This window comes from Paenibacillus favisporus, assembly GCF_040545415.1.
GTDB classification, from domain to species: Bacteria; Bacillota; Bacilli; order Paenibacillales; family Paenibacillaceae; genus Paenibacillus_AQ; species Paenibacillus_AQ favisporus.
In genome coordinates, this window is record NZ_JBEPLV010000002.1 from 484495 (window position 1) to 497809 (window position 13315).

Sequence of the window (13315 nt, forward strand, 5' to 3'; positions counted from 1 at the left end):
ATATATGATGATGAACCCCCGTGTCACGGACCGGGGGTTCTATTTGTTCCCGGGAACCTGATATAATGGAGTGGGCTTTCAGGGGAGGGCCGCATCATTTTAGAAAAATCGTAATGAGGGGTGAATCATGTACCCGCCAAGATCACAGAAACACCAGGCTGGAAAAAAAGCCAGGCGAAAAAGGCAGGGGCGGAAGTGGGGATACGTGAATCTCTGTCTGCTTGCCGTCATTGCACTACTTATTGGATATTATTTGTTGACGCAAAAGGCCCAAACGGGCGGCTCTGCGCAGGAGTCCCACAAGTCTGCACAGCAGACCGCAGAGCAGCCGCCTGCTGACCCGAAAGGAACGGTGCCGGGAAGCGGAGAAGTGGCGGGAGATTCCGGCCAGGAGACATCTTCGGAACAAGCGGCTGAGGAAGCTGGGGACCCGTCTCCGCCGGATCAAGCGGGAACTCCGCAGGATCAAGCAGGAACTCCGCCGGATCAGGAGGCTGCCGGCGTGCAGCAGGACCAGCCTGCTGGAAGCGGGAAGGAGCAGGCCGCGCAAGAAGGAAAGCAGGAGACGGGAAAGGATCCCGATTCCGGCAAAGCCAAACCGCAGCAGGATCAAATCCCGGAGAAAACAGCTTCCGGGGGGACGTCGGATGCTCCATCCGGCCAAACGATTCGCATTCATTTTGTGGGCGACATGATTTTTTCGGGCAAAGTGGAAACGCTGCTTGAAAGCAAGGGCTATTCATACCCCTTTACATATTTGGGGGATCTGTTCAAGAAGGACGACCTGACGCTGGGAAATCTGGAGACACCGGTCACCACCCGCGGCGTCGGGGCCAAAAACAAAACGTTTGTATTTAAATCATCCCCTAAGGCGCTCGATGCGCTGCGAGCCGCAGGCATGGACGCCGTCACGCTCGCTAACAACCACATCCTCGACCAGGGGGAGGAAGGGCTGCTGGATACGATCACTCACCTGGGTGTCAGCGGCATTAAGTATGTCGGTGCAGGGAAGAACGCAGCCCGTGCCTACGCGCCGGAATACTTCTCTATCAAAGGCATGAAGGTGGCGCTGGTCGGTGCCAGCCGCGTGTACCCGGAATCAAGCTGGGCCGCGGGTACCAATAAACCCGGTGTGGCCAGTGCTTACGGGCAGGCTCCCGAGGTGCTGAAATCCATTGCCGAAGCCCGCAACAACGCCGATCTGGTCATCGTCATGGCGCACTGGGGCATCGAGCGGCAGAGCACGCCGGATGCCAACCAGAAGGCGCTGGCCCACGCCTTTATTGATGCGGGAGCCGATCTGATCATCGGAGCGCATCCGCATGTGCTGCAGGGGCTGGAGCAGTACAAGGGCAAATGGATTGCTTACAGTACGGGCAACTTCATTTTCACCAAATCGACCGTTCCGGCGACCTGGAAAACCGCGGTATTTGAGGCGTCGTGCGGTCCGAAGGGCGGATGCGGCATGAAGCTGATCCCGTACAAGACGGAGCTGGGACGGCCGGTTCCGATGAACGCTGAAGAAGGGGAGAAGCTGCTGCAGGAAATGCAGCAGCTGTCCATCGGGGGTGTTCGGGTATCCGCCGACGGGACCGTAAGGGCCGGCTCGGCACGTTGACTATAACTTAGGAGAGCGGGGGAGAGGGAATGAACAACCTGTGTGTGGCCCATCGGGGATTTTCCGGCAAGGCGCCGGAAAACACGATGGCGGCTTTTCGGATGGCGATGGCGGAGCCTTACGTCCAGTGGATGGAAATCGACACGCAGCTGACCGCCGACGGCATTCCCGTCGTCATTCACGATTTCAGCCTGGACCGGACGACCAGCGGCAGCGGCAAGGTCAAGGCCCATACGTGGCAGCAGCTGCAGCGGCTGGACGCGGGAAGCTGGAAAGGGCGCGATTTTCAAGGAGAACGCATTCCCTCGCTGGACGAAGTGCTGCGCCTAAGCTGCGGCAGGGTCCGTTTGAACATCGAGCTGAAAACATCCGGCAATATGTATCCGGGACTGGAGCAGGCGGTGCTCGAACGCGTATCGCGCTATCATATGGAGCAGGACGTGGTGATCACTTCGTTTGATACCGGTGCGCTGCAGCGGGTCAAGGAGATCAACCCGGCGTTCAGGACGGGGCTGATCCTCGACGGCAGGCCGAAGGATCTGCCATCGCGCCTCAAAGCACTGCAGTGCTCGTTCCTGTCGATCGGTCACCCTAATCTCGATGCGGGACTCGCGTCGCTGCTGATCTCTGAAGGCATTACGGTCATGGCCTGGACGATCGATGACGCCAGAGGCATGAAAAGGATCGCGGCAATGTCGCCCGAAATATTGATCTGTACCAACCGGCCGGACGTTTGGCGGAAAACCTTTCCCGGCTGAACCCTGCCGGAAACGGCAATGTTCGAACTCGGCAACCATTGTCGCCTTGCTCGATGCAACACCCAATCCATCTTAGCAAAGGATGATCGAGATGATTCGTAACGTATACTGTGTTGGCCGAAATTACAAACTGCATGCCGCCGAGCTCGGCAACGAGGTTCCGACCGAGCCGATGATCTTTATGAAGCCGTCCCATGCGGTCGTTCCGCTTGAGGACGCCGTTCTCGCCCTTCCGAAGGATCAGGGGGAGGTTCATTACGAAGGCGAAATCGTCATCCGCATTGCGCGTGATTATGAGCCTGGAGCCGTGGTGGATGATCTGGTGGACCAAATGGCGCTTGGCATCGATTTTACGCTGAGGGACGTGCAGTCGGTCATCAAGAAGAAGGGCCACCCGTGGACAGCGGCCAAAGGGTTTAAAAATTCCGCTCCCATTACGGGCTTCATTCCTTTTCCGGGAACCGGCAGCGTGACGGAGAAGGATTTTACCGTCTTGAAAAATAATGAGGAAGTGCAGCGCGGCAATGCGCGGGATATGATTTTCTCCCTCCAGGAAATCGTGGATTATATCGGCGCGCGTTACGGACTGGGCGAAGGCGACGTGATTTTTACCGGTACGCCGGCTGGCGTCGGCCCGGCATCCGAAGGCGATACGTTCGCTCTAGGCTGGGGCGAAGAGCAGCTTGGAAGCTGCCGCATCGGCTAAACCGTCATGATGTGGATCATCGGGGCGCTGTGCGCGCTCATTGTTGCCGGGGCTGCGTACTGGAAGCGGTCGCTCACCATATCGGGAGCGATCTGCGCCTTCGTTATGGGGACGATTTATTTCGGAGCGGGGAATCTGCTGTGGTTCGGCACCCTGCTCGTCTTTTTTATCAGCTCCTCGGCGCTGTCGAAGGTGAAGGCAAGCCGGAAGGCTGAGCTGGAAAAATCATACGCTAAAACGGGCAACCGGGACGCCGGACAAGTGCTGGCCAACGGGGGCGCCGGCATGCTGCTGTGCGTGATGAATGCCTTCTGGCCGCATGAGGGCTGGGTGTTTGCCTTCATCGGCGTCATGGCGGCAGTAACGGCCGATACCTGGGCTACGGAGCTCGGCAGCCTCAGCCGCAAGCCGCCCCGTTCGGTCCTGAACGGGCGCGTGCTCCCTCCCGGTACGTCGGGAGGGGTGTCGCTGCTCGGCAGCACCGCCGCCGCGGGAGGAGGGGCGCTGATCGGCCTCTTCGCCTGGCTGTTTGAACGGCTGTCCGGGCCGGCCACCCATTCGCTGGCATTGGACTTGGTGCTGGGCATAGTCGGCGGATTGGCCGGGGCTTTCGCCGATTCCATCCTCGGCGCATCCGTGCAGATCATGTACCAGTGCCCGGTGTGCGGCAAAGAGGTCGAGGTCATGACGCACTGCGGAAGCCCGACCCGCCGTATGGGCGGATGGCGGTTCATGAACAACGACGCCGTCAATATCGTCTCCTCCTTCATCGGAGGGGGGGCAGCCCTCGCGGCCGCGCTGCTGCTTTTTCCATGATCCATCGGGAGCGCAAAACACACAACGCGTTTAAAGCAGCCCCGCTCTCCGTTTACCCCGCGTCTGGGGTAAGCGCAGTTCATCCTGGACAACCCGTTCTCAACATCTGACAGAAGCACAGCATACATGCCGCCCAGCCTTTGGGCGGTATTTGTGTTAATATATAAGGAAGCAGAAAATCGCTGGATGAGTAGGGGAAATAGCTATGAACATAATGACAGTTGAACATATCTCCAAAAGCTACGGAGAGAAAGTATTGTTTGAGGACGCGTCCTTCGGGATGGCGGATCAGGATAAAATCGGGATCATCGGCGTCAACGGCACCGGCAAATCCACCTTCTTGCGGGTCATCGCCGGACTTGAGCCTCCGGACGAAGGCCAGATTTCCATCGGCAACAGCGTCCGGGTCCGTTATCTGGCGCAAAATCCCGATTTTGACCCGGGCATGACAGTGCTTCAGCAGGTGTTCCAGGGCCAGGACCCGCAGATGAAGATCGTCCGTGACTATACGGAGACGATGGAACGGGTCGAGCTGAATCCTTCGGACGAATCGCTGCAGCAGAAGCTTCTTAAGCTGAATCAGGAAATGGACGCCCTTCAGGCGTGGCAGCTTGAGAGCGAAGCCAAGACCATCCTGTCCAAGCTGGGCATTTCAAGCTTCGATGCCCTGATGGGAACGCTGTCCGGCGGCCAGCGGAAGCGTGTCGCGCTGGCGTCCGCCTTGATCCAGCCGTGCGAACTGCTCATTCTGGACGAGCCGACCAACCATATCGACAACGACTCGGTCGCCTGGCTGGAGCAGTACCTCCAGAAGCGCCGCGGCGCGCTGCTGATGATTACGCACGACCGGTATTTCCTTGACCGTGTTGCGAATGTCATGCTGGAGCTGGACCAGGGCAGGCTGTACCGATATGAGGCCAATTACTCGGACTTTCTGGAGCTGAAGGCCCAGCGGGAAGAGCGGGAGGCGGCTTCCGAACAGAAGCGCCAGAACCTGCTGCGGACGGAGCTCGCCTGGATCCGGCGCGGGGCCAAAGCGAGATCGACAAAGCAGAAGGCGCGCATCGAACGCTTTGAGGCGCTGAAGGATCAGAAGGGGCCGCAGCGTGCCGGGAATGTGGACATGGCCGCGCTATCGACCCGGCTTGGCCGGAAAATCCTCGAAATCGAGCATTTGGCCAAAAAGGCCGGTGACCGGACGCTGATCCGCGATCTGAGCTATATTGCCGTTCCCGGCGACCGCGTTGGCATCGTCGGCCCGAACGGAAGCGGCAAATCGACGCTGCTGAACCTGATTGCCGGCCGGCTGGAGCCCGATGAGGGCGAAATCGTGGTCGGACCGACGGTCAAGCTGGGATACTTTACCCAGGAGCATCAGGAAATGGACGGCAATATGCGGGTGATCGAGTACATCAAGGAAGGAGCGGAAGTGATCCGGACCGATGACGGCAGCCAGATCACCGCTTCCCAGATGCTCGAACGCTTTTTATTCCCGCCGGCTATGCAGTGGACGCCGATCTCCAAGCTGTCCGGTGGAGAGAAGCGCCGCCTGTATTTGCTCCGGGTGCTGATGTCAGCCCCGAACGTCCTTCTGCTCGACGAGCCGACGAACGATCTCGACATTCAAACGCTGTCCGTACTGGAAGATTATTTGGACGATTTTCCGGGCGTAGTCTTCGTGGTGTCCCATGACCGCTTCTTTCTTGACCGCACCGTAGAGAAGATTATGGCTTTCGAAGGCGAAGGGGCAATTCGCGTCCATGTGGGGGCTTACACGGAATATGCGGAATGGATGAGCAAGAATGCGCCGTCTGCCGCAGGCGGCTCCTCCGCGGACGGTCTGAAGAAGGCCGGCGCCTCCCAGGAGGCGGCCCAATCTTCAGCTCAGGCGAAAGAAGCACCGCGGGAAAAGCTGAAATTCAGCTATAAAGAGCAGCGCGAATACGAGCAGATCGACGGCCTGATCGAAGCCTGCGAGCAGAAGTTGGAGGGCATACAGAAAGAGATGGAAGCCGCGTTCAGCGATTCAGCGAGATTGCAGGAGCTGCTGCAGGCACAGCAGGAAGCCGAGCAGGAGCTGGAGCATTTGATGGACCGCTGGACGTATCTGAACGAGCTGGCGGAGAAAATTGAACAGAGCAAGGCTTAGATTGATGCGGCTCAAGGAGCTGAAGGTTAGTATATTAGGCGTTCCCATAAAAGTTGATGGGAACGCCTTTTTCTGCGTAGTTTCAGTAAGCGGCATTTTCCGGGCAAAGAACGGATTGACATCCTGGATTACATGTGTAATATTGGATGCATACGATGACTACAAATGTGATCATTAGAAAGGAGAGTAAACCGTGAAACCACTTCCCGTTATTTCCGAGGCCGAATGGGAGGTCATGAAAGTGCTGTGGGCCAGCTCCCCGCTGACGGCTGGTGAGGTCATTGACGTTCTGGCCGGCCGCATGGACTGGAGCCCAAAGACGGTCAGAACGCTGCTGAACCGTCTCGTCGCGAAGGAAGCCGCTTCATTCGATCCGGACAGCCGTCCATACCGGTACTTCCCGCTAGTCTCGGAGGAAGAATGTCAGCGGGCGGAGACGAAGAGCTTTTTACAGCGCATTTACAGCGGATCCTTCAAGCCGCTGCTCGTGAATTTTCTCAAAGAGGAGAAGCTGTCGCAGGAGGAGATCGCCGAGCTGCGCAAGCTGCTGGATGAGACGGGCAGACCGGAAGGGAGGGGATAAGCATGCCGGGAAACCTGAACCCCCTGCTGAACGATTTGTTTGACTGGATGATCCATACGACGCTGCTGGCCGGTATGATGGTGGTCCTCATTTTGCTGATGAAGCGGGTGTTCGGCAGATGGCTGAAACCCGAGTGGCATTACGCCTTGTGGCTGCTGTTAATTCTCCGATTGATCATCCCGGCCGGGCCTGAAAGTTCATTCAGCATGGGGAACCTTTTTTCCATGGCAGGGCAGGGAAACGCTTTGTTTGGGCAGCAGCCGCCGGAACCCCCTTCTTCCGGCCAAGCACTGCCACCGGTGAAGGTGGGGGACGAGGCCGATTTATTCCCTGGAGAACTTGCGGGGGGCCATGAATCCGGAACTTCAGCTCCGGTGCAAAAGGATAGCGGGTTATCCGTCCGTTCGATCCTGATGGCGGTCTGGCTGACCGGGGCGGCGCTCCTGCTGATCCGGCTCGCCATCGCGAATACCCGTTACGCACGGCTGCTCGGCAGACATGCCCAAGCGGCAGACCCGGGAATGGTTCAAATGCTTGAAGAGGTTAAAGCCAGCATGGGCGTGAGGCGAAGCATCGGGCTGAAGATATCGCCCGCCGTTTCCTCGCCCACGCTGTTTGGGGTGCTGCGTCCGCGGATGATCATGCCGCCGGGCATTGCGGAGCTTGAAGAGGCGCAGCAAAAGCATATTTTTTTGCACGAATTGGCGCATGCGAAAAGATGGGATATTTTGCTGAACTGGGTTGCGCAGATCCTCCTCGCCTTTCATTGGTATAATCCGCTGCTGTGGTACGGGTTCTACCGGATGCGGGAGGATCAGGAGCTGTCCGCCGATGCGCTGGCATTGAGACGGATGGATCCGAACCAAATCGCCCAGTATGGGCATACGATTCTGACGCTTTTGGAACAATACCGGACGGATGCCTATGTTCCGGGAACCGCAAGACTATCTGCTTCACGCAGGCAGCTGAGAAGGAGGATACTCATGATTAAAACGTTTAAACCGGCTTCTATCCGCTGGACGGTGATCGGTCTGGTGCTTGTGCTCGCCTTGGGCGGATGTGCCTTGACCGACGGAAAATCCACACAGGATCAGGCGTCTCCGCCGGCCGAAAGCACCAATACGGATTCGGGCACGACCCCCTCGGATGACGGTAACGGATCGAATGGGCAGACCCAAAATAGGGATGGACAGAACGAGTCCGGCGGCCAATCCGATTCCGGATCTGACAATGCAGGCAATGGCGCAGGCACAGGCTCCACTACAGGTGACAGCACCGGTTCTGCGGGTGGCGGACCAGGCGCCACATCCGGGACCGGCAGTGCAACAAGCGGACACCAGCAGCAAATCAAGGATATCGCCACTTTAGCCAAGAAAGGCAGAGTAAAGGGCGCTGATTTTGTATCCGGCAAAACAACGATTGAGGACGTGCATGCCGCCTGGGGTGAGCCGGACCGGCCATGGCAGCCGACCGACCGTTACGCCTATGATTCTTACTCGCCGGGAGTGGGCCGGGGCAGCTATGCTTTTGGCATCGGGCAGGGCGAAGTGGTGTACGACATCCGTTATTTCGGATCGGGTACGGATAAGAGCACCGATCTAAGCAAAATCAGCTTCCAGGAAATCGAGAAAACCTTAGGCAAACCAAGCTCCGTCAAGACAAGCGGATCGGATGATGTACTTACCTATAAAGAGGGCGATTACGAGCTGAAATTCGTCGGGCCGCATGCCACCAAGCGCCTGGATCACATTTCGGTCTATTCGCCGAAAGCGGCCCGCTCCACTATGGGCGGCGATGCGACTGCGCAATCCGGAGCAAGCGAGAACGCCGCTTCGGTACGGGCCGGGGCGCAGGCCCCTCGTGAGACGGCACCAATCTCCACGCAAGCGCGGGCCAGTGTTCAAGCTGATGCTGTCCCGGCTGAGAGAGCAGGAAACGCTTCGGCGCCCTCCGGGCAGGCAGCATCAGGCAATAGCCCGGTCGCGGAATCCGGCCCCGTGCAGGCAGCCGTACCTTCCGGCGGAGGACGCTGATACAGGCGTGAGCCTGGCGTGCAGATCGAGATTTCGCATTAGTGAGCAAATCAATGTATAAACGCTGCTGATATCGTGATTCAGCACCATACAGAACAAACCGGCTGTCCGAATGGACAGCCGGTTTGGCTTTGACGGGCGAGAGCCCGGCATATGACTGATGAAAATAGCAGGAGCGTTACCCGCGGATATAAGCTGCAAGCAGCTTGACCGTATTCAGCACCGCCTGCTTATGGGTGCGCTCCATCGCGTGGGAAGCGTGAACGCCCGGCCCGATCAGCGCGGCGCGAATGTTATTCCCGCCGGACAGGGCGGCGGAAGCGTCCGAGCCGTAGTGTGGATACACGTCCACGGCGTAAGGGATGCCTTCGGCTTTGGCCAGCTCGATCAGCCGGCTTGTCATCTCATAGTCGTACGGACCGGAAGAATCCTTCGCACAGATTGAGACGTCGGTCTCCTTGCAGCTGAGGTCGTCGCCGATGCAGCCCATGTCCACGGCGATCATCTCATCAATATCCGAAGGAATATAGGCGGTGCCGTGTCCAACTTCCTCGTAATTGGAGATCAGCAGCTTGACATTGGTGGACGGTTTCCAGTTTTCCCGTTTCATCGACTCCAGCAGGCCGAACAGCGCCGCGACGCTGGCTTTGTCGTCGATATGACGGGACTTGATATAACCGCTGTCCGTAATCGTCGCTCTCGCATCGAAGGAGACGAAGTCGCCGACCCCGATGCCCAGCTTCAGGACGTCTTCCTTGGATTCCACCAGCTCGTCGATGCGGACTTCCATGTGGTCCTCCTGGCGTTTGAAATCGCGTGCGTCGCTGTAGACGTGCACCGACGGATGGGTGCTGAGGATCGTGCCGGTATAGGTTTTGCCGCTGCGGGTATGGATGACGCAGTATTCGTTCTCGATGCTGTGCATCATGAAGCCGCCGACGGACGTCAGCCGCAGCGTGCCTGAAGGCTTGACCGCTCTGACCATCGCCCCGAGGGTATCCACGTGGGCGCTCAGTGCGACCGTGCGGGAAGTATTCTCGCCCTGGACCTCCAGAATCGCCCCGCCTTTATGATTCCGGGTCAGCGGAATGCCCAGGCTAGCAGCTTCCTCCTCGATGAATTTCATAATGTGTCCCGTAAATCCTGTGGGGCTCGGCGTGTCGAGCAGTTTTTTCAAAAAGGTTAAAACGTATTGTTCATTGGGTTGTATCGACATGTTCACGGTTCTCCTCCGTTAGAATTGCATTCCTCATTTACGACGGCTTCAAGCCGCCGGCGTCTTCGTCAGAGCCCGCCTTGTTAGCGGCAGGATCCGGGAAGGTATACCCCGTTTCGGCCTGGACCTGAGCCAGTTGGGCCGACAGATGTTTGACTGTTTTCTGAAGTTTGTACTGCCTGAAAATTCCGTAGGATCCGACGATGATCCCGCCAATCAGCGTACATCCGAGAATGAGCAGAATCAGCGGAATGTTCACCTCGGCAAACATAAAGTTGACCTTTACGGGATCGACGTTGATCACGGCAAAAATCGCGGTGAGCAGCGCAAACAGAAGCCCGAATATGAGTGACCACTGCATTTTCACTTTTGAAAACACCCTCTCCGGCAGACAGTAGAAAAATCCCCCGCCCCCGCGGGCAAGGGATTTTCATAAGCCTGGCCGTTCAACTTATTTTGTCAGCTGTTCCATTTGCTCGATGACGCTCTCGAAAACGCTCATCGCTTCGCGGACCGGCTGTGGCGAAGACATGTCGACCCCGGCCTTCTTCAGAATGTTGATCGAGAAGTCGCTGCCTCCGCTCTTAAGGAAGCCGAGGTAACGATCGACGGCCGGCTGGCCTTCTTCCAGAATCTGCTTCGAGAAGCTGGTCGCCGCGGAGAAGCCCGTAGCGTATTTGTACACATAGAAGCTGGTGTAGAAATGGGGAATGCGAGCCCATTCCATCTCGATATCCTTGTCGACGACCATGTCCTTGCCGTGGTATTTCACGTTCAGATCGTAGTAGATCTCCGACAGCGCCTGAGGCGTCAATGCTTCACCCTGCTCCGCACGTTCGTGGACAAGTTTCTCGAACTCGGCGAACATCGTTTGACGGAATACCGTTGTCCGGAACTGGTCTGCATAATAAGTCAGCAGGTACATTTTTTCCTTCGGATCGGTCGATTTCTTGAGCAGGTAATCCATCAGCAGCGCTTCGTTAGTGGTGGAGGCCACTTCCGCCAGGAAGATCGTATACTGCGCGTCACGGTATTTGAGCGCGTTGTCCGAATAATAGGAATGCAGCGCATGACCCATCTCGTGCGCCAAGGTAAACATGCTGTTCAGGTTTTCCTTGTGGTTCAGCAGCACATAAGGGTGCGTGCCGTAGGCGCCCCAGCTGTAAGCGCCAGTGCGCTTGTTCTCATTTTCATAAACGTCGATCCATCCGTTGTCAAAGCCTTCCTGCAGGGAAGCCAGATAGTCCTTGCCGAGCGGCTTCAAGCCTTCGGATACGGTCTTTTTCGCCTCTTCATACGTAATGTCCATTTTGTACTCGTCGACGAGAGGGGCAAACAGATCGTACATATGCAGTTCATCCACGCCCAGCAGCTTCTTGCGCAGGTTCATGTAGCGGTGCAGCAGAGGCAGGCTTTCATGGATGGTGTCGATCAGGTTCGTATACACGTCCTTCGGAATATTGTCGCCGTAGAGGGACATTTCCAGCACGGAAGGGTATTTGCGCACATTGGCGTAGAACATGTTCTTGTTGACGTTGGCGCTCAGCGTGGACGCGATCGTGTTCTTTTGTTTGGCGTACGTTTCGTACACCGCTTTGAACGCCCGCTCGCGGACTTCGCGGTTCGGGTTCTCCAGGAACTGAATGTAGCTGCCGTGGGTCAGCTCAACTTCCTTGCCGTTCTCGTCCTTGATCTTCGGAAATTTCAGATCGGCGTTGTTTAGCATGCCGTAGATCGTCTGCGGTGCCTGGGACAGGTTGCCGACCTGGGCCAGCAGCGCTTCTTCCGCTTTTGACAGGACATGCGCTTTCTCGCGCTTCATTTCGGTCAGCGTAAATTTGTATTCGGCAAGCTGTGGATCGGCAATAAATTCGTCGAGCTTGCTGTCCGGCAGCGACAAAATTTCCGGCGTGATGAAGGAGAGGGCTTCGCCCACCTGTACGCTCATTTTTTTGGCTTTGGCCGAAAGGGCCTGGTATGTAGGGTTGGCTGTATCTTCGTCGTGATGCAGGTGAGCGTACACGTATAAACGTTCCGTCTTCAGCGAGATTTCATCCTCCAGGGCGAAGCAGTCCTTCACCGCTGCCGCATTATCCAGCTTGCCTTGGAAATCGGCGGCCTTTTTCACTTCCTGCTGAAGCTCGGCATACGTTTCGTCCCAAGCCTGCTGGCTGGCGAACAGGTCCTCAATCTTCCATTTGTGCTCGGCGGGTACTTCTGAACGTTTCGGTAATTGTTCCATCGGAATCCTCCTTGACTGTTGGGTTAATATGAATCGGGCTCCGTGTGAAGAAGCCGCAGGAGGAACAAATAGGACCGAGAGCATGCTGATGGCGACGGCAAGCTTCAGGGTCTTCGAGTATTTCACGAAAGGGGGCCTCCTCTGACGGTCTGTCTTGAAGAAATATACCCCTTAGTATGACCTTACCCGAAAAAGATTATTTATCCTCCATTAGGGCTGGAACCCATGGTAAGCAAATTGTATACAATAAGGAAAAAGGCAACCAGGATCATGATGAGGGCGAAGATGGCCATACCGCGCTTCAGCTTCGGCGGGATCGTATCCTTCTTCATGATCAAGACTGCGCCTAAACAGAAGGCCAAAATAACAAAGACCAGGACGCTGCCGTATTCCATCCTGAATTATACCTCTTTAAACGCATTCATAATTTGACGCCATTCATCCTCGTTGCCCTGGTAATCTTCCTTCGGAAAGCGGTTGTTCACCCACTGCATCATGGCCGGACGGCTCATAAAGGTGTGGGTCTCTTCGCCCCATTGATCGGAAATTTCCCGCAGGACGATGTAGCGGCCCTGGACCTCGACAGTCATCATGTTCCATTTGTCTTTTTTGTATATTTCATGTTTTTTGATCATGTCGCATTCTCCGTTTGGTCTTTTGGTAAAATGATACCGCAGAGGCTTGTGTAAAAGCAAATAAGAAAAACGTCATCCACGCATAATTCATTAAAGACAGGCCGCAATTAGCGCTAGTTTTTCTTGCGATAACGGAATGGTTCAGCCTGGATGAGATTTACAAATGCCATTCCTTAAAAAGAAGCTTCGGACGAAAAAGAGCGATTGCATTGTCAAAGTTCATGAAGTATAATGTATTTATTCGCCACAGATGGCGGTATTTTTAGGAGGTTGTTCATTTGAAAGGTACAGTTAAATGGTTTAACGCAGAAAAAGGCTATGGCTTTATCCAAGTTGAAGGCGGCGAGGACGTATTCGTACATTTCTCCGCAATCCAAGGAGACGGCTTCAAAACTTTGGACGAAGGTCAAGAAGTTGAATTCGAAATTACTGAAGGCAACCGTGGCCCTCAAGCTGCTAACGTAATCAAATTATAAGATTGACTCCGGTAACGGATTTCTTATAAGTTTTGGTTAACAATTGCTTATTACGCACAGTTCTCATGCGGGGACTGTGCCTT

At 56.1% G+C, this 13315-nt stretch carries 13 protein-coding genes; 8 read left to right on the top strand and 5 right to left on the bottom strand.

The window, feature by feature from the left end; translation table 11 throughout:
- The first annotated feature begins 127 nt into the window (after window positions 1-127).
- The 7 genes from ABID47_RS10315 to ABID47_RS10345 all read left to right on the top strand — a co-directional run bounded on the left by ABID47_RS10315 (window position 128) and on the right by ABID47_RS10345 (window position 8663).
- Window positions 128-1618 carry a CapA family protein gene (locus ABID47_RS10315; RefSeq protein ID WP_435530604.1) on the top strand — a complete coding sequence of 497 codons (1491 nt, stop codon included), beginning with the start codon at window positions 128-130 and terminating at the stop codon, window positions 1616-1618.
- Between the two features lie 29 nt (window positions 1619-1647).
- Window positions 1648-2376 carry a glycerophosphodiester phosphodiesterase gene (locus ABID47_RS10320; RefSeq protein ID WP_354496404.1) on the top strand — a complete coding sequence of 243 codons (729 nt, stop codon included), beginning with the start codon at window positions 1648-1650 and terminating at the stop codon, window positions 2374-2376.
- An 82-nt stretch (window positions 2377-2458) separates the two neighbouring features.
- Window positions 2459-3082 (top strand): fumarylacetoacetate hydrolase family protein, encoded by a 624-nt coding sequence (locus ABID47_RS10325; RefSeq protein ID WP_105441584.1) that lies wholly within the window; start codon window positions 2459-2461, stop codon window positions 3080-3082.
- 6 nt (window positions 3083-3088) lie between these two features.
- On the top strand, window positions 3089-3898 hold the full coding sequence (locus ABID47_RS10330) for a DUF92 domain-containing protein (RefSeq protein ID WP_354496406.1): 810 nt from the start codon (window positions 3089-3091) through the stop codon (window positions 3896-3898).
- Between the two features lie 205 nt (window positions 3899-4103).
- Entirely contained in the window at window positions 4104-6047 is a 1944-nt protein-coding gene (locus ABID47_RS10335) for an ABC-F family ATP-binding cassette domain-containing protein (RefSeq protein WP_354496408.1), read from the top strand.
- Between the two features lie 193 nt (window positions 6048-6240).
- A complete protein-coding gene (locus ABID47_RS10340; RefSeq protein WP_354496410.1) occupies window positions 6241-6630 on the top strand; it encodes a BlaI/MecI/CopY family transcriptional regulator in 390 nt (129 codons plus the stop codon).
- 2 nt (window positions 6631-6632) lie between these two features.
- On the top strand, window positions 6633-8663 hold the full coding sequence (locus ABID47_RS10345; protein ID WP_354496412.1) for a M56 family metallopeptidase: 2031 nt from the start codon (window positions 6633-6635) through the stop codon (window positions 8661-8663).
- A gap of 178 nt (window positions 8664-8841) precedes the next feature.
- Here the strand turns inward: ABID47_RS10345 and ABID47_RS10350 are convergent, their stop codons facing one another.
- From ABID47_RS10350 to ABID47_RS10370, 5 genes are all read right to left on the bottom strand, one after another.
- The gene (locus ABID47_RS10350; RefSeq protein WP_076170250.1) at window positions 8842-9879 is read right to left on the bottom strand and encodes a M42 family metallopeptidase; all 1038 of its coding nucleotides are present in this window, start codon (window positions 9877-9879) and stop codon (window positions 8842-8844) included.
- A gap of 37 nt (window positions 9880-9916) precedes the next feature.
- Window positions 9917-10246 (bottom strand): LapA family protein, encoded by a 330-nt coding sequence (locus ABID47_RS10355; protein WP_105441579.1) that lies wholly within the window; start codon window positions 10244-10246, stop codon window positions 9917-9919.
- Window positions 10247-10330: 84 nt separating this feature from the next.
- Window positions 10331-12121: an oligoendopeptidase F gene (gene pepF / locus ABID47_RS10360; RefSeq protein WP_076170248.1), complete on the bottom strand. Its 1791-nt coding sequence runs from the start codon at window positions 12119-12121 to the stop codon at window positions 10331-10333.
- 200 nt (window positions 12122-12321) lie between these two features.
- On the bottom strand, window positions 12322-12516 hold the full coding sequence (locus tag ABID47_RS10365; RefSeq protein WP_145024914.1) for a hypothetical protein: 195 nt from the start codon (window positions 12514-12516) through the stop codon (window positions 12322-12324).
- Between the two features lie 6 nt (window positions 12517-12522).
- Entirely contained in the window at window positions 12523-12756 is a 234-nt protein-coding gene (locus ABID47_RS10370) for a hypothetical protein (RefSeq protein WP_076170246.1), read from the bottom strand.
- Between the two features lie 278 nt (window positions 12757-13034).
- Here ABID47_RS10370 and ABID47_RS10375 point away from each other — a divergent pair, with 278 nt between their 5' ends.
- On the top strand, window positions 13035-13232 hold the full coding sequence (locus tag ABID47_RS10375) for a cold shock domain-containing protein (RefSeq protein ID WP_068694440.1): 198 nt from the start codon (window positions 13035-13037) through the stop codon (window positions 13230-13232).
- Window positions 13233-13315: the final 83 nt, after the last annotated feature.

Excerpts from the sequence above, each read along its gene's own strand:
- ABID47_RS10320 (WP_354496404.1), top strand. The coding sequence starts at position 1,648 with ATGAACAACCTGTGTGTGGCCCATCGGGGATTTTCCGGCAAGGCGCCG.
- ABID47_RS10330 (WP_354496406.1), top strand. The coding sequence starts at position 3,089 with ATGATGTGGATCATCGGGGCGCTGTGCGCGCTCATTGTTGCCGGGGCT.
- ABID47_RS10335 (WP_354496408.1), top strand. The coding sequence starts at position 4,104 with ATGAACATAATGACAGTTGAACATATCTCCAAAAGCTACGGAGAGAAA.
- ABID47_RS10350 (WP_076170250.1), bottom strand. The coding sequence starts at position 9,879 with ATGTCGATACAACCCAATGAACAATACGTTTTAACCTTTTTGAAAAAA.
- ABID47_RS10370 (WP_076170246.1), bottom strand. The coding sequence starts at position 12,756 with ATGATCAAAAAACATGAAATATACAAAAAAGACAAATGGAACATGATG.
- ABID47_RS10365 (WP_145024914.1), bottom strand. The coding sequence starts at position 12,516 with ATGGAATACGGCAGCGTCCTGGTCTTTGTTATTTTGGCCTTCTGTTTA.
- pepF (WP_076170248.1), bottom strand. The coding sequence starts at position 12,121 with ATGGAACAATTACCGAAACGTTCAGAAGTACCCGCCGAGCACAAATGG.
- ABID47_RS10315 (WP_435530604.1), top strand. The coding sequence starts at position 128 with ATGTACCCGCCAAGATCACAGAAACACCAGGCTGGAAAAAAAGCCAGG.
- ABID47_RS10325 (WP_105441584.1), top strand. The coding sequence starts at position 2,459 with ATGATCGAGATGATTCGTAACGTATACTGTGTTGGCCGAAATTACAAA.
- ABID47_RS10345 (WP_354496412.1), top strand. The coding sequence starts at position 6,633 with ATGCCGGGAAACCTGAACCCCCTGCTGAACGATTTGTTTGACTGGATG.